Below are 20,686 nucleotides of genomic sequence, written 5' to 3' on the forward strand. Positions count from 1 at the left end.
TACGATGGGCGGGTGACTCAGGCTGAAGTGACGTCCCGGACCGGCAAGCGCGTGATCCTGGCCAAGCCCCGCGGCTACTGCGCGGGCGTGGACCGCGCGGTGCAGACCGTGGAGGAGGCACTCAAGCTCTACGGCGCCCCGATCTACGTACGCAAGCAGATCGTGCACAACAAGCACGTCGTGCAGACGCTGGAGGCCCAGGGCGCGATCTTCGTGGAGGAGAACGAGGAGGTGCCGGAGGGCGCCACCGTCATCTTCTCCGCGCACGGGGTGGCCCCGGAGGTCTACGAGCAGGCCCGGACCCGCTCGCTGCGGGCGATCGACGCGACCTGCCCGCTGGTCACCAAGGTGCACCAGGAGGCGAAGCGGTTCGCCGCCGAGGACTACGACATCCTGCTCATCGGCCACGAGGGGCACGAGGAGGTCATCGGCACCTCCGGCGAGGCCCCCGAGCACATCCAGCTCGTGGACGGCCCCGAGGACGCCGACCGGATCACCGTCCGCGACCCGAACAAGGTCGTCTGGCTCTCCCAGACCACCCTCTCGGTCGACGAGACGCTGGAGACGGTGGCCCGGCTCAAGAAGCGGCTGCCCATGCTCCAGTCGCCGCCCAGCGACGACATCTGCTACGCCACCTCCAACCGGCAGCACGTGGTCAAGGAGATCGCGCCCGAGTGCGACGTGATGATCGTCGTCGGCTCGACCAACTCCTCCAACTCCGTACGCCTCGTCGAGGTCGCCCTGGACGCCGGGGCGCGCGCCGGTCACCTCGTCGACTTCGCGCACGAGATCGACGACGCGTGGCTGGAGGGGGCGCGCACGGTCGGCCTGACCTCGGGCGCCAGCGTTCCCGACCAGCTCGTCCAGGAGGTGCTCGCCCACCTCGCCGCGCGTGGCTTCACCGACGTCGACGAGGTGGTGACCGCCAACGAGCGGCTGACCTTCTCGCTGCCGCAGGAGCTCAAGCGGGACATGAAGGCCGCCGCCGCGGCGCGTGGCTGACCGGCGGGAACGGTGGGCGGTCCCGCTGCGTCAGACCAGGGTATGAGGACTCTTCGGCTCGCGGTCTCCGCGCTGGCCGTCTGCGTGGCGCTGAGCGCCTGCGGCGGGCAGGACGGTACCGGCGACACCCCCACCCCGACCCCGACGGGAGCGCAGCCGGTGACCAGCCCGCCCAGCCCTGATCCGAGCAGCTCCGCGGTCCCGCCGACCCCCGGCGACCCGGTGGACCCGACGGGGCCGGCCCTGCCCCCGCCCACGAGGCCCAGCGGCGGGCCGACGAAGACGCCGCCGGCCGGCGGCACCACCCTGACCGGGACCGTCACCTCCGGGGTGGAGCCCAACTGCCTGCTGCTCGACAACTACCTGCTGGTGGGCGGCCCGCGTGACCTGCTGAAGCCGGGCACGAAGGTCACGGTCACCGGCCGGGTCCAGCGCGACCTGCTCACGACCTGCCAGCAGGGCACGCCCTTCCTGGTCGAGACCGCCCGCCGGGGCTGACCGGCACCGCACCGCGAGGGCTGGTCGGTGTACCCCGCGCGTGCCGACCGGCACCGCCCGCCGGGGCTGAGCGGACGGCCGTCCGCCACACGTGGGTGCGCCTGCCCACCAGGGGCGAGCGCGTCCGCCCGTGGCCGCGTCGGGCGGCCCGAGCCTCCTGCGTCGCGACGGAGGGCACCGCAACGGGCGGAGCCCGCCCCCGGGTGGGGACGGGCTCCGGTGTTCCGGTGCGGGACGGGTCAGTTCACGGCGCCGATGGAGACGGCACCGCGGCCGACGACCGCGCCCTCGGTGGTCACCACGGACAGCTCACCGAAGAGCGCCCGACCGGCGACCGGGGTGGACTGGGCGGTCACCGTACCGGTGAGGGTGGCGGTGGCGCCGTGGGCCAGGTTGAGCGGGGTGGCGGGCGCCGAGAGGCTGCCCAGCGCCGCCGCGGAGAACGAGTCCCGGTAGTCGTAGGCGGTGCTGCCACCGGCCCCGTCCACCGCGTAACCCTCGACGACCACCCGGTAGGTGCCCGCCGGCGGGTTGTTGATGGTCACGGCCTCCTCGGAGTCGCCGTCGGCGGCCCGACCGACCTCCGTGGCGCCACGGAAGACGTAGAGGTCGAGGTCGGCCGCGGCGCTGGCCGGGTTGCCGATCCGGGCGGTGAAGCGGGTCGCGCCCGCCGGCACCTCCACGGTGTACTCCTGCGACGAGCCCTCGGCGATGGTGGGCCGCTCAGCGTGGACGCTGGAGAGCGGACCGCCCTGACCGGTCACCGCGACCGGGCCGAAGGTGTTGGTCAGCGACCAGGTCACCGGGGTCGCCGCACCGGCGGTGACCGACGGCAGCTCGACCACGGCCGGCTCGACCGCGACACCCTGCACCCGCGCCGTGAGCTGGAACGGGTTGTTCAGCGACGGCGAGGTCCGACGGGACTCCACCTCGATCTCCCAGACCCCGGCGATCGGGTTCTGGTAGTCGCGCTCCTGCGGCTTGCAGGCGTTGGCGTCGGAGAAGTTGGTGTAGCAGGCGAGGCTGGAGGTGCTCTCCACCGGGACGCCGTACGGGTTGAACGCGATGAACCGCGTCTGCGAACCGGTGGCGATGCCCGACAGGTTCACCTGGAGGGCGCCCGTGCCCGGCGGAACCGTCACGAAGTACGAGGTGAAGCCGTTCCGGTCGACCGAGCCCTCGGCCGAGAAGGAGAAGTTCGGCTTCTTCACGTCGTTCGAGGCGACGACGACGGTGGAGACCTCGAAGTCGATCACCGAGGTGTCCGGGTCGTCGATCGTCATGATCGCGCCGTGCGCGCCGGCGGTGGCGGGCTTGGCGGTGACCGGGACGGTGACGGTCTTGTTCAGCGGGAGCGAGACGGTCTTCGGCGCCGTGAAGGTGCCGTCGTTGCCGCGCAGACCCACGTTGTGCTTCACGGTGCCGGCCGGCCCGCTGGTGCGGGTGAGCTTGACCTGGTAGCTCTTCGACTGGCCGATCCGCTGCCCACCCTCGGTGGATGCGCAACGGTTGTAGAGGCCGGTGCCCAGGTTCGGGGTGCCCAGCTGACCGGACAGGACGGTGCAGACCGGGGCCTCGGAGGTGTAGGAGCGCGTCTCCACGCCCTTGCGCAGCAGCTTCCACGCGCCCGGCACGTTGAACATGCCATAGCCCTGGCCGTACGTCGGGACGTCCTTGATCGGCTTGGCCGAGCTGTAGATCGCCCGGCGCAGCGCGGCCGGGGTGACGCCCTTGTCGGTCGCCTTGGCGGCCGACAGCAGCAGCGCGGCGGCGCCGGCGGCCTGCGGGGAGGCCATCGAGGTGCCGTTCAGCATCGCGTAGCCCGGGGGCAGCAGGTAGCCGGCCTCGGGGACGGCGTTGCCGGCCTGCCAGGTCGGGGCGGTGGAGATGGCCGAGCCGGGGGCGGCGATGTTCGGCTTGATGCCGCCGTCCTCACGCGGGCCCCGGGAGGAGAAGTTGAACAGCGCGTTCTTCGTCTTCACCGCGGAGCCGTAGTTGGCCAGCCAGGTGTCCTTGCTGATGCTCGCCGCGACGCTGACCACGTTGGCGGCCACCGACGGGTCGCCGATGGTGTTCAGGCCCGGGCCGGAGTTGCCGGCCGAGATGAACATCTGCACGCCGTAGGTGGTGATCAGGTTGTTGTACAGCTCGGCGCGGGCGTTGTTGCCGTCGTTCAGCGCCGGCAGACCGCCGATCGACATGTTGACCACGTCGACCTTGCGGTTGATCACCAGGTCGGCCATGCCGGTGGTGAGGGCGGCGTAGGTGCAGCCGCCACCCCACGAGCAGGCCCGTGCGGAGACCAGCTTGGCGCCGGGCGCGGCACCGTCGAAGGCGCCGTTGCCGAGCATGTCGTTGGCGGCGGTGATGCCGGCGACGTGGGTGCCGTGGGTGCTCTCGACGATGCCGATGTTGACGTAGTCCACCAGGCCGGGACCGCCGATGGGGGCGGTGTCCACGTCCTCGCGGTACTCGACCACGAACGGGATCCGCTCGACCACCGGGGTGGCCGGGTTGTCGGTGCCGAAGTGCCCGACATCGAACTTCTCCTTGTACGGCCGCATCAGGGCGTCGTCGGTGAAGTCGTTGTTCTGGTTGACGTCCACCCAGATGTTGTGGGTGGCCGGGTCGTAGAGGATGCCGAACGTGTCGGTCCGGTCCCCGTCGCGGTTGACGTCACCCGCCGGGTCGCTGGCGGCCGTGATCGACTCGCTGAACCGGTTGAACCGGTAGGTGCCCGCCGGGGCCTTCCAGGTCGCGCCACCGGAGGTGAACGTCGGCCCGGTGACCTCGGTGAGCATCGGGCGCCAGGTGGCGTCCTCGAACGGGTCCGTCGCGGTAACCCAGTCGACGATCTTCCGCTCGCCCGTGGTGGTCTTCTGCAGCGCCGGGTGACCGAGGTCCACACCGGAGTCCATGATGCCGATCGTGACGCCGCGACCGTCCCACTGGGGGTTCTTGGCGACGAAGTCGACCGCGCCGATCTCGTTGGTCGGCATGTAGGGGTTGGCGGCCGGGGTGTCGGCCCCGGGGCCGGCCAGCGTCGTGGCCTGCTTCGCCGCCTTCCTGCCGGAGGGGGCGACCTCGGGCGTCGGGTCGGGCAGCTGGATGGTCTCGTCCAGGTCGACGGCGGAGACGCCGGGCAGCGTGGCCGCCTTGACCACCTTGGAGGTGGGGACCTTGGCCAGGACGTAGCCGATGCTGTCGTACCGCTCGGTGACGGCCGCGCCCAGGTTCTTGAGGTCGGCGGCGACGTCCTTCGCCTCGCCCTTCTTGGTGGCCACGATCAGGGTGACGGTCGGGGCCTTCTTCGCCTCCGCCTCGGCGAGCAGCTTGGCGTCGTGCGAGCCCAGCGCCTCCACAGGGGTGGCCTGGGACGCGTCGGGTGCGGCGGTCGGCGCGGCGCTCGCGGTGGCGGCACCACCGGCCACCGTCACCGCGCTGGCCGCCACGACCGACGCGAAGAGCGCGGCGGAGGTCCGCCGGCTCAGGTTTCGGGGTTTGCTCACGTTCTCTTTCCTCCAGAGAACAGGGCCCTCAGATGCAGGGCACGCGTGAGGCGAATCCTTCGCGCTGCCGCTGGTCACTGTCACTACCGTGGAGTTCGTTGTGACCACTTCGTGACATGGGCAAGCGTCCATTGTCACATCGGCGATGATAGGTATCGGCCGTCAGTCCAGTGCCGACCGACCGGTCGGCGCCCCGGCCTCGGCGTTTCCGAGCAGTTCCGGGGCCTGCGGCTGACGGGGCGCCAGCTCGACCTGCGCGGGCGCGGCCAGCTCCTGGTCGGAGACCCCCAACTCGGCGAGCTTGCGGGCGCTGACCAGCACGCGCGCCTCCAACGACCCCACGGCCCGGTTGTACGCGGTCACCGCGCCGCCGAGCGACGAGCCGAGCTTGCCGACGTGCTCGCCCAGGGTCGACAGTCGCCCGTAGAGCTCGCGGGCCAGCGAGTGCACCGCGACCGCGTTGCGCGCCAGCGCCTCCTGCCGCCACGAGTAGGCGACCGTACGCAGCAGTGCAATCAGGGTGGCTGGGGTCGCCAGCACCACGTTGCGGGCGAACGCGTGCTCCAGCAGCGTCGGGTCGCGTTGCAGCGCGACGTCGAGGAACGGGTCGGCCGGCACGAAGAGCACCACGAACTCCGGCGTGCTGTCGAACGCGGCCCAGTAGGTCTTGGCGGCCAGCGCGTCGACGTGCGCGCGCAGGTGTTTCGCGTGCGCGTCGAGGTGGGTGTCGCGGCCCCGCTCGTCGCGGGCCTCCATCGCTGTCAGGTAGGCGTCGAACGGCGCCTTGGCGTCCACCACCACCGACCGGCCGCCGTGCAGCCGGACCACCAGGTCGGGACGGACCCCCTGGTGGTCGGTGGCGGCGGTGACCTGCTCGGAGAAGTCGCAGTGCTCCAGCATGCCGGCCGCCTCGACGATCCGGCGCAACTGGTGCTCGCCCCAGCGGCCCCGCACCTGGGGTGCCCGCAGTGCCGCCACCAGCTGCTTCGTCTCGGTACGCAGCTCGCCCGAGACCGTGCTCATTGCCCGGACCTGTTCCCGCAGCTCGGCGTACGCGTCGACGCGGTCGTGCTCCAGCTCGGCGACGCGCTGCTCGTAGCGGCGCAGCGTGTCGTGCAGCGGGGCGACGGCGCGGGCCACCGCCTCCTGGGACTGCGCGGTGGCCTCGTAGCTCAGCGCCCGCATGGACTGTTCGAGCCGCCCCTCGCCCTCCCGGGTTGCCCGCAGCGTGGCGTCCAGCCGGGCGATCTCGGTCGCCGAGCGGGTCCGGGCGGCGTACCAGCCCGCCGCGCCCCCGGCGGAGAGGCAGACGATCACCACGGCCAGCGTCGAGAAGTCCACCCCCGGAGCTTGCCAGACCGGCGCGCCACGCGCCGCCGTGCCGCTCTCGTCGCACCCGCCGCCTTTGTCGCGGATGGACGTTGTGGCCGATCGTGCCGAGCGGCGTGGCGGGGTGGGGCCGTTCCGGGGCAGACAGGAAGCGGCGACATGGCTCAGAGTGACGATAGGGACTCGGAGGGAGACGGCATGGCTGGGTGGTTGCGTCCCGTACGGACACTCGTCGCGGCGGCGGCGGGAGTCCTCCTCGCCGGCCTCGCCGCGCCGGTCGCGGTGGTCGCCGCGCCGCCCGGCGGCACCATCGGCTGGCGGGACCTCGGGACGCTGGGCGGCGACTGGAGCGTCCCCGTCGGGCTCACCGACTCCGGGCTGGTCCTCGGCGACAGCCAGACCGCCGACGGCCGCATCCATGCGTTCGTGTGGCGGGACGGGACCCTGACCGACCTGGGCACGCTGGGCACGGACAGCCACGGCGCCGCCGTCAACGAGCGGGGCGTGGTGGTCGGCACCACCGTCCTGGCCGACGGGCGGACCAGGCCGTTCCGGTGGCGCGACGGCGTCATGACCGACCTCTCCGCCGTCCACGGGCCGTCCTCGGCCGTCGGCGTCAACGAGCGCGGCGAGGTGATCGGCACTAGACACACCGACGACAGCGGCCAGTACGGCCGGGCGTTCCGCTGGCGCAACGGGATCAGCACGGACCTGCCCGGTCGCGGTGGCGACACCCTCGCGGCGGCCATCAACGACCGCGGCGACGTCGTCGGCTTCACCAACAGCGCGGACGGGGCCAGCACCGAGGCGGCGCTGTGGCGCGACGGCAGGCTGGTCCGGCTGACGCCGCCGACCAGCTCGACCAGCATGGCCACCGGCATCAACGACCGGGGCCAGGTGGTCGGCACCATGCGGGTCGACGGCTCCGGATGGCACGCCTTCCTGTGGTACGACGGTGTCTTCACGGACCTCGGCACCCTCGGCGGCACCGACAGCTACCCGGTGGGCGTCAACGGGCGCGGGCAGGTCGCCGGCAGCGCGCAGACCCCGACGGACATGCGCGCCGTGCGGTGGCACCACGGCGTCGTCACCGATCTGGGCACCCTCGGCGGCTCGTACAGCCAGGCCATGGCGATCAACGCCGCCGGCACCGTGGTCGGCGAGGCGACCGTCGCCAGCGGCGCGAAGCACGGCGTGGCCTGGGCACGGGGCCGCAGCGTCGACCTCGGCCCGCTGGATCTCGGCCGCTCCGGCGGCCGGGTGGGCTTCGTCAACGACCGGGGGCTCGTCGCCGGCCAGCTGGCGGCCACCGGCGGCGACGTGCACGCCGTCGTGTGGAACCTCGACCGGCGACACTAGCCCGGCCCGGCCCGGCCCGCCCCGGCCCTTGCCCGACCCGCGCCGCCGAGCTGCGTCGATCGGAGGCGTGGTGCTGGCCTGGCCTGGGTAACGTCGCAGACATGAGATATCTGCCGCTGCTCATCCTCGTGGTGCTGCTGGTGGGTGCGGTCGTCTGGTGGCGCCGGGAGAGCGCCGCCCGCGCGGAGCGCCGCCTCGCCGACGCGCGGGCCGACGCCCAGCGCTGGTACGAGCGGCTCGGCGGCCAGGTGATGAACCTGCACGGCGACCACCCGGCCGTGCGGCAGGCGCTGGTCGACGCCGGCGAGCGTTACAACGCGGCCGGCAGCCAGCTGGAGCAGGCCCGCAGCGTCGAGCAGTATCGCCTGGCCCGGGAGACCTCGCTGGAGGGGCTGACCTACGCCCGGGCGGCCCGGGTGGCGCTCGGCATCGACCCCGGCCCCGAGCTGCCCCCGCTGGCCGCCGCGCAGGGCGCCGGGCAGCTCACCCGGGAGCGTCAGGTCGACGTGCAGGGGCAGACCTTCAAGGCCGGCCCGCAGCCCGGCCGCGACACCCCCTACTACTACCCGGGCGGGCGCTACCAGGGCCGGCCGGTGCCGGCGGGCTGGTACTCCACCCCGTGGTGGAAGACCGCACTGGGCGCCGGCGCGGGTGTCCTCGGCGGCGTGCTGATCGCCGACGCGCTCTTCTCGCCCGGCTTCGGCGACCCAGGGTACGGCTACGAGGCCGGCTACCAGGAGGGCTTCGGCGACGGCACCGGCTTCGGCGAGCAGGGCGGTGACTTCGGCGGCGGCGGTGACTTTGGCGGCGGCGGTGACTTTGGCGGCGGCGGAGATTTCGGGGGCGGCGACTTCGGCGGCGGCGACTGGTAGGGCCGACACCGACGGCACGACCGACACCGACGGCACGACCGACACCAACGGCACGACCGGCACCGGCGGCGCTGGCCGGCTCGGCGGCGACGTAAAGGAAGGGCACCCTCCGCTGCGGGAAGCGCGGAAAGGTGCCCTTCCTTACACCTCAGCCCGTGTTACGCATGCCGGCGGCGATGCCGTTGACCGTGGTCAGCAGCGCCCGCTCCAGCGCCGTACCGTCGCTCGGCGCACGCCGGCCGCCCGGTGCCGTGGCCACCGCCCGGCCCGCCGCCCCGGACTCCCGGTACTGGCGCAGCAGGGCCACCTGGAGGTGGTGCAGCGGCTCCAGGTACGTGTCGCGGACGGCCAGGGTGCGCTGGAGCACCGGGGAGTTCTCCAGCAGGGCCGGCGAGGAGGTCACCGCCAGCACCTCCTGCTTGGTCAGCTCGTACTCCTGCTCGATCTTGTGGAAGATCGGGTGGAGCTTCTTCGGCACCAGGGTCTCGACGTAGCGGCGGGCGATGCTCAGGTCGGTCTTGGTGAGCATCATCTCGACGTTCGACAGGAAGGTGCGGAAGAAATGCCAGTTGCGGTGCATCTCGGCCAGCACGTCCTCCAGCCCCGCCTCGCGGGCCGCGGCCAGGCCGGAACCGACCCCGAACCAGCCGGGCACGATCTGCCGGGTCTGGGTCCAGCCGAACACCCACGGGATGGCGCGCAGCCCGGCGAGCCCGGCCCCTGTGTTCGGCCGTTTCGCCGGGCGGGAGCCGATGTTCAGCGCGCCGAGCAGCTCCGTCGGCGTCGACGCCCAGAAGTACGCGGGCAGGTCCGGGTCCTCGACCAGCGACCGGTACGACCGGAAGGCCGAGTCGGAGACCAGCTCCATGGTGGCGTCCCAGCGTTCCAGCATCTCGGCGGGCTGCCGGGGCGCGGTGTGCAGCAGGGTGGCCTGGAGCACCGCGGCCAGGGTCAGCTCCAGGTTCTCCCGGGCCAGCGACGGCAGGGAGTACTTGTCGGAGATGACCTCGCCCTGCTCGGTGACCTTGATCGCGCCGTCCAGGGTGCCGTACGGCTGGGCCAGGATCGCCTCGTGCGTGGGCCCGCCGCCGCGACCCACCGTGCCGCCGCGGCCGTGGAACAGCCGCAGGTGTACGCCGTGCCGGGCCGCCACGTCGCGCAGCGCGCGCTGGGCCCGGTGGATGGACCACTGGCTCGTGGTGATGCCGGCCTCCTTGTTGGAGTCGGAGTAGCCCAGCATCACCTCCTGCACGTCGCCCCGCGCCGCCACCAGCGCCCGGTACGCGGGCAGTGAGAGCAACTCGTCGAGGAGTTCGCCGCCCGTGTTCAGCTCGGCCGGGGTCTCCAGCAGCGGCACGAAGCCGATCCGGGACCGGCCGCTGTGCACGTCGATCAGGCCGGCCTCGCGCGCCAGCACCACGGCGGCGAGCACGTCGTCCACGCCGAGCGTCATCGAGACGATGTACGACTCGATGACCTCGCTGCCGAACCGGTCCTGCGCCTCGCGGATGGTGCCGAACACGTCGAACGTCTTGCGGGTCGCCTCGGTCAGCGGGGTGTCCAGCGTGGAGAGCGGCCTGCGACCGGTCAGCTCGTCGGCGAGCAGCTTCGTGCGTTCCTGCCGGCTCAGCGACGGGTAGTCGGAGACCTCGCCGACGGCCGCGTAGAGCTGGGCGAGCACCGCGTGGTGCGCCTCGGCGTGCTCCCGGACGTCCATGGTCGCCAGGTGCAGCCCGAACGCGGAGACCGTACGGATGGTCGAGGCGAGCCGGCCCACGGCGGTGAGCTGGCCGGCGTTGCGGGCCAGCGAGGCGCGCAGCAGCTCCAGGTCGGCGACCAGCTCGGCGGAGCCGCGGTAGTCCCGGCCGGGCACGTGCGCGGTGCCCTGGCGCAGCCGCTGCCGGGTGTTGGCGAGCTTCGCCTTCACGCAGCGGGCCTTGAGCCGGTAGGGCTCCTCGGCGTTGACCCGGCGGAACCGGGCCGCCACCTCGGGCAGCGCGTCCAGGTCGGCGGCGAGGCTCGCGGAGAGGTCGAGCGACACCCCGCGCAGCCGCCGGGACACCGACACCTCGTCGATCAGGTGGTCCATCGCCTGCTCGGTGGCCGCGATGCCGTGCTCGTGCTGGATGGTCAGCACCTCGCGGGTCACCGCCGGCGTGACGAACGGGTTGCCGTCGCGGTCGCCGCCGATCCAGGTGCCGAAGGACAACGGCCGGGCGGTCGGGGAGGTCTCCACGCCGAGGGTGCGCAGCGTGTCGGCGAGATCGTCGAGGACCTGCGGGGCGGCCTCGGCGTACAGGTCGCGCAGGTAGTAGATGGCGTTGCGGGCCTCGTCGGTCGGGTCCGGCCGGTCCAGCCGCAGCTCGTCGGTCTGCCACATCAGGTCGAGCAGTTCCGCGAGGCGGCGGTTGGCCGGGCCCTCGTCGCTGGCGCCGTAGAGGATCGCGTTCGCGGTCTCGGTGTCCAGCTCGTCGGCGATGGCGCGCAGCTTGGACAGGATCGACCGGCGGGCCGCCTCGGTCGGGTGGGCGGTGAAGACGGGCCGTACCGCCAGCCGCCGGGCCGCCGCGGCGATCTCCTCGGCCGGCACCCCGCGCTCGGCGATCATCTTGGCCGCCTGGTCCAGCCAGCCGCCCTGCACCGCCCGGCGGCGCCGCAGCTCCCGGGCGCGGTGCACCTGCTCGGTGATGTTGGCCAGGTGGAAGTAGGTGGAGAAGGCGCGGGCCAGCTTGGTGCCGGTGGTGACGTCCAGGCCGGCGAGGCGCTGCGCGGCGGTGGGCGCGTCCGAGCGCACCTGGGCGCGGATCTCCTCGACGAGGTCGAGCAGCGGCCGGCCCTCCTGGCGGGCGAGGGTCTGCCCGAGCAGGGTGCCGAGGCGGCGGATGTCGGCCCGCAGGGCGGCGTCGGGGCCGTCGTGGTCGTGCTGGTCGGTCACGATGCGCTCCTTACGCGAGTACGAAGGACAGCGCTGTCCGACTCCTTGGATCGTATCCGCGTCCCCCGCCGGGAAGGAGGGGACCCTTGCAATCGTCTGCGGTACAGGAAAGGGCCCTTCCTGGCATCTCAGCCGGCGCCAGGCGCATCTGCGCTGGTGGGGCCGGGTGCGGGGCGTCGGCCCGCGCGACGGCGGGCCTGGAACGGGGTGGCGCTGAGCACACCCGCCACGCCCAGCGCCGTCCAGATGGTGAGCCCGGCGATCGGCCAGCCGGTCGACCGGCGGTCGAAGTAGACGACGGACTTGAGCAGGTCGGTGGCGAGACCCGGCACGTTCCACCGGTGCATGCCACGCAGCCAGGTCGGCAGGAACTCGGGGGCGTAGATGCCGCCGGAACCGGGGTTGCCGAGCACGACCAGCAGCAGGATCACCAGCCCGGTGCCGAACAGCCCCAGCCAGCCCTGCACCGCCGAGGCGATCATCGCCGCCGCGAGGACCGCCAGCGACCCGCTCGCGGCGACGCCGACCAGGTCGTGGTCCCAGACGTCCAGGACGGGTCCCACCACGATCGCGCCGGCGGCCCCGAGCACCAGGCTGTAGCCGGCCAGCGCGGCGATCCGCAGCCCGGCGCGGCGCAGGCTGCGTGGGGCGGTGCCGTTGCCCAGGCCGAGCACGGTGGCGGCGAGGTAGCCGCCCAGCACGTACCCGACGGCCAGGTAGAACGGCACGAGCCCGCGCGGATCGGTCGCGGCCACCGGCACCTCGTCGGTGACCCGCAGGGGCAGCTCCGCCTGCCGGGCGGCGGTGTCGAGGACCCGGACGACGACGTCGGTGGCGGCCGGCGCGGCGGCGCTCGCGATGGTCAGCACCAGTCCGCCCTCGGCGCCGCTGGCGAGCACCCCGTACACCTCGCGGGTGAGCAGACCGTCGTCGGCGGCGCGCGGGTCGGCGTACTCGACGGCGTCGAGGGCGCCGCTCTGGTTGCGTACGGCGGCGAGGACGGCCTGTGCCTTCTGGTCGCCGCGCACCACCCCGACCGGCACGTCGCGGGGCGTGGGACGGTGCAGCGCGCCGACGTACGCGGTGATGAACGCGGTGGCGAGCACCAGGGTGCCGAGCAGCAGCGCGGCGGTACGCGGCAGCCCGTCGCGCATCTCCTGGTCCACGCCGCCAGCCTAGGGCGGCCCGTGCCCGGTATGTGGTGTTTCCGCGCCCGCCCGGGACAACCGCCGATCAGGTGAGCTGGCAGCGGCCCGCGCTGTAGTGGGCGACCGCCGCCATGATCTCCGCCTCGGACCGGTCCGCGAAGTTGAGCGTGGCGACCAGCCCCGAGCCGTAGAAGGCGCTCAGGGTCGCGCTGTCGAGCGCCGTGAACGCCCCGAGGTGCTGGAGCACCCGCGCGTCGCGTGGCGTGACCACCAGCATCTTCTCCAGGCTCCACCGGCGCCGGGAGATCCGCGCGACGCCCTCCCACGGCAGCCAGATCGCCTGGCCCCGGGTCGGCCGGGTGCGGATCCAGAGCCCGGCCGGGCCGAGCGCCAGCACCGGGCCGCCGGACCCGATCAGCCAGAGCTGGATCCCCAGCGGCAGGGCGACCAGGGCCAGCAGGCAGCCGACCACGCCGAGGATCGCGACCACGGACTGGGAACGCAGCTGCGGATCGGACGAGTTCACCATGCCGAGACCGGCGCAGCAGGCGATCGGGAGGATGAGGAGCAGCACCACCCCCGTCATCAGCAGGCCGCGTTTCGCGACGTTGGGCCGTACCACGAAGGGCTGGTCCTCCGGGATGCGCCTGGTCACCGGCGGCGGCACGGGGCCTGCCCACGGGCCGCCGTGCGGTGGGCCGTGGTGGAAGGGCTGCGGCGGATGTCCGGCGGGGGTGCTCACGCGGCCTCCGAATACTCGATCAACTTCGGCGGGGCCAGCCTAGAGGCCGTCCGCCAGCGTCCCGACGGGTCGGAGCAGCGGAAAACCGGTGGAGCCGGTCGGTAGCGTCCGATCATGACGTCGCCGAACTATCCCCCCAAGCCCCGACCGGGAGACCGGGTCGCGGTCGTCTCACCGTCCGCCGGCCTGCCGGCCCTCTTCCCCCACGTGTACGAGTTGGGGCTGCGCCGGCTGCGCGAGGAGTTCGGCCTGGAACCGGTGGAGTACCCGACCACCCGGGTACTCGGCGCCGACCCGCGCGACCGGGCCCGGGACCTGACCGCCGCCTTCGCCGACCCGACGATCGCCGCCGTGCTCGCCACGGTGGGCGGGGACGACCTGATCACGGTCACCCCGCACCTCGACGACGCCGTGCTGCGGGCCAACCCGAAGCCGTACTTCGGCTACTCCGACAACACCAACGTCCTCAACCACCTGTACCGGCTGGGCGTCGTGTCGTACCACGGCGGGTCCGTGCTCGTGCACCTCGGCCGGCCTGGCAGCCCGCACCCGCTGACCTTCGACTCGCTGCGCGCGGCCCTCTTCACCTCCGGCTGGTACGACCTCACGCCCGCGCCGCAGTGGGGCGACCGGCCGAACGACTGGCAGGACCCGGCGACGCTGGCCGACGAGCCGGAGATGCTCCCGGGCGAGGGCTGGCGCTGGCAGGGGCCGTCGACGGTCATCGAGGGGCGAACCTGGGGCGGCAACCTGGAGATCCTGCACTGGCTGCTGGCCGCCGACCGGGTCCCTGCCGCCGGGGACCTGGCCGGGTCGGTGCTGATGGTCGAGACCTCCGAGGAGCTGCCCCCCGCCACCGAGGTGTTCCGGATCATGCGCAACATGGGGGAGCGCGGCCTGCTCGCCGGCTTCCCGGCGGTCCTCGTCGGCCGGCCGAAGGCGTGGGACTTCACCCGGCAGCACACCCCCGACGAGCGGCGGGACTGGGCGGCGGCGCAGCGGGAGGCGGTGACCCGGGCGCTCGCCGCCTACCGCCCCGACGCGGTGGTGGTCTTCGACGTCGACCTCGGCCACACCGACCCGCAGCTGATCGTCCCGTACGGCGGCGAGATCCGCATCGACGCGACCACCCGACAGATCTCGGTCCGCTACTGACCCACCCGGCCGTGGTGCCGGTGGCAGGCTGCTGGTCGTCGATCAGGCGGGATCGAGGACCGCGAAGGCCCGTACCGGGAAGGTGCCCATGCCGGCCACCATCGGTGGGGCGGCAGTGAACCGGAAGCCGGTCGGGGGCAGCGCGTCGAGCCCGGTCAGGTGCTCCACGATCGGCACGCCGGCGGCCAGCAGGGCGCTGTGCGCCGGTCGCTCGCCGGCCGCCGCCGGGCTCATGTCGTCGACGTTGATCGAGTCGATGCCGACCAGGGCGGCGCCCGCCTCGACCAGGGTCCGGGCGCCGTCGCCGGTGAGGTAGGGCGCCTCCGGTGCGCCGTACCGGTCCGTGCCGAAGTGCGCCGACCAGCCCGTGTGCAGCAGCACCGCGTGCCCGGCGACGTCGTACGGCGCCAGCAGCAGCCGGTCCACCGCGCGGGTGCCGGCCGGTACCCGGACCACGACGCCGGGCAGGTCGGCGAGGCGGTCCAGCGGGGTGCCGGCGAGGTCGGCGCCCCCGGCGAAGCGGTGGGCGGGCGTGTCCACGTACGTGCCGGTGTTGGCGATCATGTCGATGCGCCCCACCTGGAACTCGGTGCCGGGGGCGTAGTTGGCGCGGGACGCCTCCCGGGTCAGCCACTCGGTGATCCGCGGCGCCGGCCAGCCCGGCAGGGTGGTCATGCCGTCGGTGACGACGTGGCTCAGCTCGACCAGCCGTCGCCGGGAACCGTCGTCCGGGCCGGCCCCGGCGGCCACACCCCGGCCGCCCTTGTGCGGCTCCTCGATGATCGTCCGGCCGGTGATGCGTACCTCGGCCACCATCAGCAGCCCGAGGTGGCGGACGAACAGCGCCGCCAGCTCCTCGTCGGTGATGTCGCGGCCGGGGATGTCCAGACGGAAGCCGTCGGTCCGCAGCCCGCCGCCGTTGGCGAAGGTGACCTCCGCGTCGAACTGTGCCCGCCACTGGTTGCCCATCAGCGCAGCCGATCACGGCCGGCCATCCCCGTCAAGATCCTTCGAGCGTGCCGCCCCGCGCCCACCGGAGTGCCGTACAGGGGGGTGTACGGCACCACCGGCGGGCGGCGACGGCGCCTCGCCGTCGCCGAGGTTGCAGCCGGGTGGAGCTGCGGGCCTCCCCGAACAGGTCCGCGCACCCCGCGACCGCGATCCGGCGGCTCGATCCCGGCTGACGGATTCCATCTTCGGCCGCCGGGCGGGCCCGGGTCTTGAACATCGATGCTCGGTTGACCGCCGACTCAGACCCCGCCGACCCGGCCCGAACGCAGGGACGGCGGGTGGGGGGTGAGGGCGGGGTCAGGGCCGTCGGGTGTGGGTGAGGAGTCGGCGCAGGTGGGCCGGGGGGTGGCCCACGTGGTCCCGGACCACCCGGGTGAGGTGGGCCTGGTCGGCGAAGCCGTGCTCCGCCGCCACCGTGCGCAGCGGCCGTTCGTCCGACTCGGCGAGGGTGTCCAGCACCGCCCGGACCCGCAGCCGGTTCCGGTAGGCGGTGAGGCTGCTGCCGGTGACCCGGTGGAACACCCGGCTCAGGTGGTGCGGGGAGGCGCCCACCTCGCGGGCCACCTCGTCGAGGCCGAGCGAGTAGTCGCCGGCGGTGAGCACCTCGCGGGCCCGGTCGGCCAGGCGACGGTGGGCGGCCTGGGTGGCGGGCCGCCGGCTGACCGCCCGTGCCAGGTCCGTCCCCGGCTCGTCCAGGGCACCGGTACGGCTGAGCACCCCGTCGAGGAAGCGGTGCAGCCGTTCCGTCATCTCGAAGTGGTCCAGTCCCCGCCGGAACTCCGCGATGAGCATCCGGTGTGCCAGGTCGAGTGACGCGTCGGAGGTGCCCTCCCAGCCGGCGGTCTCCAGCCAGCGGGCCCCGTCCGGGCGCCCGGCCAGCACCGCCGGGTCGACCTGCACGCAGGTGTACGAGTCGCCGCAGCCCAACGGGTGGGACACGGACATCTCGTCGCCGGGCCGGGTGATCAGCACGGAGGTGGCGTCCGAGAAGGTCGTACGACCGTTGAGCCGCCGTCGGTAGGCCCCCGACCGCCCGAGGATGAGGTTGTGGAACCTCTCGACGGCGGGCTCGGTCCAGCCGTGGCTCTCGACGATGCAGCGCACCTCGTAGATCAGGATGCCCTCCGGGTGACCCAGCACCCGCCACCGGCCGGGCGTGGTCTTGCGGCGTGGATCGCTGCCGGTTCCCTCAGGCATCCGTTCTCCCCCCGGGTGGCCCTGCGCCGATTGTCGACGATCCAACCTACGCGGGGGTGGTTCGTCCGACCGGAGAGATAGTGTCGACCGGTGGCCCCCCGTCCAGCCGGACGAGGGGTGATCGTCGTGTCCTCCCGCTGGAAGTGATCTCATGCTCACCGGTCTGTTCTCCGCCGCCCTGGCCGACCCGGGGCTGGCCCGGGCACGTGACCTGGCGCGCTCCGGTGCCGCGCAGGTCGACGGCCTCGACATCACCGCCCCGCCCGCGCTGCGCCCCTTCGCGGTCGCGGCGGTCGCCGCCGACCAGGCCGGCGACGGCGGGCCGGGCGGCGGCGCGGGTCGTCCGGTGCTCGCCGTGACCGCCACCACGCGGGAGGCCGACGACCTGGCCGCCGGGCTGGGCAGCCTGCTCCCGCCCGAGCAGGTGACGGTCTTCCCGTCGTGGGAGACGCTGCCGCACGAGCGCCTGTCGCCCCGCTCCGACACGGTCGGCCGTCGGCTGGCCGTGCTGCGCCGGCTGGCGCACCCCGGTTCGGCCGACGCGCACGGTCGCACCGGCCCGCTGCGGGTGGTCGTGGCGCCCGTCCGGTCGCTGCTGCAACCGCAGCTCAAGGGCCTCGGCGACCTGGAGCCGGTGCAGCTCGCCGCCAGGCAGGAGGCCGACCTGGAGGAGGTCGCCCGCCGGTTGACCGACATGGCGTACGGGCGGGTCGACCTGGTCACCAAGCGGGGCGAGTTCGCCGTGCGCGGCGGCATCCTCGACATCTTCCCGCCCACCGACGAGCACCCGTCCCGGGTCGAGTTCTGGGGCGACGAGGTGGAGGAGATCCGCACCTTCGCCGTCGCCGACCAGCGCACCATCGCGCAGGTGCCGCAGCTGTGGGCGCCGCCGTGCCGGGAGCTGCTGCTCACCCCGTCGGTGCGCAAGCGGGCCGCCGCCCTCGCCGAGGAGCACCCGGAGCTGGCCGAGATCCTCGACAAGCTGGCCGAGGGCATCCCGGTGGAGGGAATGGAGTCCCTGGCCCCGGCGCTGATCGGCGCCGACTCGATGGAGCTGCTGCTGGACGCCATGCCGGCCGGCACCCACGTGATCCTGTGCGACCCGGAGCGGATCCGCACCCGGGCGCACGACCTGGTGCGTACCTCCGACGAGTTCCTCCAGGCGAGCTGGGCCGCGGCCGCCGTCGGTGGCCAGGCCCCCGTCGACCTCGGCGCCGCCGCCTTCCGGACCCTGGGCGACGTACGCGCCGTCGCGGCGAAGCTGCGCCAGCCCTGGTGGACGCTGTCGCCGTTCGGGCTGGCCGAGGCGGAGGCCGCCCCGGCGCGGCAGCCCTGGGAGGACGGGCCGGAGGCGTACGACGTCACCCCCGACGACGCGATCGCGGTGACCCTCTCCGCGCAGCCGGCCCCGCTCTACCACGGCGAGACCGCCCGGGTGGTCGACGACCTCAAGCGCTGGACCGGCGAGGGCTGGTCGGTCGCGCTGGTCTTCGAGGGGCACGGCCCCGCCCAGCGGGCGGTCGAGGTGCTCCGCGACGCCGGCCTCGGCGCGCGGCTGACCGAGGAGATCCCGACCGCGCCCGCCCCCGGCGAGGTGCTGGTCGCCTGCGGCAGCCTGACCGGCGGCTTCGTCGACGAGGCGTCCCGGTTCGTGCTGCTCACCGGCAACGACGTCACCGGCGGGCGGGGCACTTCGACCCGCGACATGCGCAAGATGCCGAGCCGGCGGCGCAACACCATCGACCCGCTGGAGCTGAAGGCCGGCGACCACGTCGTGCACGAGCAGCACGGCATCGGCCGCTATGTCGAGCTGGTGCAGCGCACCGTCAACGGGGCCTCCCGCGAATACCTGGTCATCGAGTACGCCCCGAGCAAGCGCGGCCAGCCCGGCGACCGGCTCTTCGTCCCCACCGACCAGCTCGACCAGCTCTCCCGCTACGTCGGCGGCGAGCAGCCCACCCTGCACAAGATGGGCGGCTCGGACTGGCAGAAGTCCAAGGCCCGGGCCCGCAAGGCGGTCAAGGAGATCGCCGCCCAGCTCATCCAGCTCTACGCCGCCCGCAAGGCGTCCAAGGGGCACAGCTTCGGCCCCGACACGCCGTGGCAGCGGGAGCTGGAGGACGCCTTCCCGTGGCAGGAGACGCCGGACCAGCTCGCGGCGATCGAAGAGGTCAAGCGGGACATGGAGCAGACCGTCCCGATGGACCGGCTGATCTGCGGCGACGTCGGCTACGGCAAGACGGAGATCGCCGTCCGGGCGGCGTTCAAGGCGGTGCAGGACGGCAAGCAGGTGGCGGTGCTGGTGCCCACCACGCTGCTGGTGCAGCAGCACTACAACACGTTCGCCGAGCGGATGAGCCAGTTCCCGGTGACCATCCGGCAGCTCTCCCGCTTCCAGACGCCGAAGGAGGCGGAGCAGGCCCTGGAGATGGCCGCCGCGGGCACCGCCGACATCGTCATCGGCACCCACCGGCTGCTCCAGGCGGCCACCCGGTTCAAGTCGCTCGGCCTGGTCATCGTCGACGAGGAGCAGCGCTTCGGCGTCGAGCACAAGGAGCACCTGAAGACGATGCGCGCCTCGGTCGACGTGCTGAGCATGTCGGCGACCCCGATCCCGCGGACCCTGGAGATGGCGATCACCGGCATCCGGGAGATGTCGACGATCGCCACCCCGCCGGAGGAGCGGCATCCGGTGCTCACCTTCGTCGGCGCGCACGACGAGCGGCAGGTGGCCGCCTCCATCCACCGCGAGCTGCTCCGCGACGGGCAGGTCTTCTACCTGCACAACCGGGTCGAGTCGATCGACCGGACGGCCCGCAAGCTGCGCGAGCTGGTGCCAGAGGCGCGGGTCGCGGTGGCGCACGGCCAGATGGGCGAGGAGGCCCTGGAGAAGGTCATGGTCGGCTTCTGGGAGAAGGAGTTCGACGTGCTGGTCTGCACCACGATCGTGGAGTCCGGCATCGACATCCCCAACGCCAACACCCTGATCGTGGAGCGGGCCGACCTGCTCGGCCTGGCCCAGCTGCACCAGATCCGCGGCCGGGTCGGCCGGGGCCGGGAGCGGGCGTACGCGTACTTCCTCTACCCGCCGGAGAAGCCGCTCACCGAGCACGCCCACGAGCGGCTGGCCACCATCGCCCAGCACACCGAGCTGGGCGCCGGCATGTACGTGGCGATGAAGGACCTGGAGATCCGGGGCGCCGGCAACCTGCTCGGCGGCGAGCAGTCCGGGCACATCGAGGGCGTCGGTTTCGACCTGTACGTGCGGATGGTCGGCGAGGCGGTCTCCGCGTTCAAGGGCGAGCGCCCGGAGGAGGAGACCGAGGTCAAGGTCGACCTGCCGGTCGACGCCCACCTGCCGCACGACTACGTCGCCGTGGAGCGGCTGCGCCTGGAGATGTACCGCAAGCTCGCCGAGGCCCGCGACGCCGACCGGCTGCGCGAGGTGGTCGCCGAGATGACGGACCGCTACGGCGAGCCGCCCGCGCCGGTGCAGAACCTCGTCGCCGTGGCCCGGTTCCGGCTGCTGGCCCGCCGCTACGGCCTGACCGACGTCTCGATGCAGGGCAAGCACATCCGGTTCGGCCCGCTGCCGCTGCCCGACTCGAAGCAGCTGCGGCTCAAGCGCTACCACCCGGACTCGGTCTACAAGCAGGCGCTCGACCAGGTCAGCGTGCCCCGGCCGAGCACCCGACGGGTGGGCGGCGAGCCGCTGCGCGACCAGGCCCTGCTGGAGTGGTGCGCCCAGCTGTTGAAGGACGTCCTAGGCGAGCCGGCGACGGCGGGAGCCGCCGCGCGGTGAGTGGCGGTCGACGACGGCTGACCGGCAGCTGGCGGGTGAGCAGGGGGTGGGGACCTTCCGCGCGACGGGGCGGGCGGGCCGGGAGACCGGTGGGCGGTGTCACGGCCGCCCCGGGCGGCATGAGAGA

Annotated in this window: 13 protein-coding genes; 6 read left to right on the plus strand and 7 right to left on the minus strand. The window is 73.3% G+C overall.

Features of this window, described 5'->3' with window-relative positions:
• Positions 1-12 precede the first annotated feature (12 nt).
• Complete coding sequence (locus AC0OO9_RS18930) at positions 13-1,002, plus strand: 4-hydroxy-3-methylbut-2-enyl diphosphate reductase (RefSeq protein ID WP_484511356.1); 990 nt, start codon at positions 13-15, stop codon at positions 1,000-1,002.
• A gap of 42 nt (positions 1,003-1,044) precedes the next feature.
• Positions 1,045-1,500, plus strand: coding sequence for a hypothetical protein (locus AC0OO9_RS18935; protein WP_393167415.1), 456 nt, complete (start codon positions 1,045-1,047; stop codon positions 1,498-1,500).
• 239 nt (positions 1,501-1,739) lie between these two features.
• Here the strand turns inward: AC0OO9_RS18935 and AC0OO9_RS18940 are convergent, their stop codons facing one another.
• Positions 1,740-5,009, minus strand: coding sequence for a S8 family serine peptidase (locus AC0OO9_RS18940; RefSeq protein WP_484511357.1), 3,270 nt, complete (start codon positions 5,007-5,009; stop codon positions 1,740-1,742).
• Positions 5,010-5,171: 162 nt separating this feature from the next.
• Positions 5,172-6,350, minus strand: a complete 1,179-nt coding sequence (locus tag AC0OO9_RS18945; RefSeq protein ID WP_484511358.1) for a DNA recombination protein RmuC — start codon at positions 6,348-6,350, stop codon at positions 5,172-5,174.
• A 186-nt stretch (positions 6,351-6,536) separates the two neighbouring features.
• Between AC0OO9_RS18945 and AC0OO9_RS18950 the strand changes: the two genes are divergently transcribed.
• Together AC0OO9_RS18950 and AC0OO9_RS18955 are read left to right on the plus strand one after the other, a co-directional pair.
• Entirely contained in the window at positions 6,537-7,697 is a 1,161-nt protein-coding gene (locus tag AC0OO9_RS18950; RefSeq protein ID WP_484511359.1) for a hypothetical protein, read from the plus strand.
• A 101-nt stretch (positions 7,698-7,798) separates the two neighbouring features.
• The gene (locus tag AC0OO9_RS18955) at positions 7,799-8,569 is read left to right on the plus strand and encodes a hypothetical protein (RefSeq protein ID WP_484511360.1); all 771 of its coding nucleotides are present in this window, start codon (positions 7,799-7,801) and stop codon (positions 8,567-8,569) included.
• 148 nt (positions 8,570-8,717) lie between these two features.
• Here AC0OO9_RS18955 and ppc read toward each other — a convergent pair whose 3' ends face one another.
• The 3 genes from ppc to AC0OO9_RS18970 form a co-directional block, all read right to left on the minus strand.
• Positions 8,718-11,504 carry a phosphoenolpyruvate carboxylase gene (gene ppc, locus AC0OO9_RS18960; protein WP_421457275.1) on the minus strand — a complete coding sequence of 929 codons (2,787 nt, stop codon included), beginning with the start codon at positions 11,502-11,504 and terminating at the stop codon, positions 8,718-8,720.
• Between the two features lie 128 nt (positions 11,505-11,632).
• Positions 11,633-12,670 carry a hypothetical protein gene (locus AC0OO9_RS18965; protein WP_484511361.1) on the minus strand — a complete coding sequence of 346 codons (1,038 nt, stop codon included), beginning with the start codon at positions 12,668-12,670 and terminating at the stop codon, positions 11,633-11,635.
• A gap of 67 nt (positions 12,671-12,737) precedes the next feature.
• Entirely contained in the window at positions 12,738-13,394 is a 657-nt protein-coding gene (locus tag AC0OO9_RS18970; RefSeq protein WP_484511362.1) for a hypothetical protein, read from the minus strand.
• A 114-nt stretch (positions 13,395-13,508) separates the two neighbouring features.
• Between AC0OO9_RS18970 and AC0OO9_RS18975 the strand changes: the two genes are divergently transcribed.
• The gene (locus AC0OO9_RS18975) at positions 13,509-14,549 is read left to right on the plus strand and encodes a S66 family peptidase (protein WP_484511363.1); all 1,041 of its coding nucleotides are present in this window, start codon (positions 13,509-13,511) and stop codon (positions 14,547-14,549) included.
• Between the two features lie 42 nt (positions 14,550-14,591).
• On the opposite strand, the gene AC0OO9_RS18980 is transcribed toward AC0OO9_RS18975, so the two are convergent.
• Positions 14,592-15,518, minus strand: a complete 927-nt coding sequence (locus AC0OO9_RS18980; protein WP_484511364.1) for a cyclase family protein — start codon at positions 15,516-15,518, stop codon at positions 14,592-14,594.
• Between the two features lie 339 nt (positions 15,519-15,857).
• Positions 15,858-16,757 (minus strand): helix-turn-helix domain-containing protein, encoded by a 900-nt coding sequence (locus tag AC0OO9_RS18985; RefSeq protein ID WP_484511365.1) that lies wholly within the window; start codon positions 16,755-16,757, stop codon positions 15,858-15,860.
• A 151-nt stretch (positions 16,758-16,908) separates the two neighbouring features.
• Between AC0OO9_RS18985 and mfd the strand changes: the two genes are divergently transcribed.
• Positions 16,909-20,559: a transcription-repair coupling factor gene (gene mfd / locus AC0OO9_RS18990; protein WP_484511366.1), complete on the plus strand. Its 3,651-nt coding sequence runs from the start codon at positions 16,909-16,911 to the stop codon at positions 20,557-20,559.
• The last annotated feature ends 127 nt before the right edge of the window (positions 20,560-20,686 follow it).

The sequence above is a fragment of the Micromonospora sp. USAFONa4 genome (assembly GCF_057197825.1).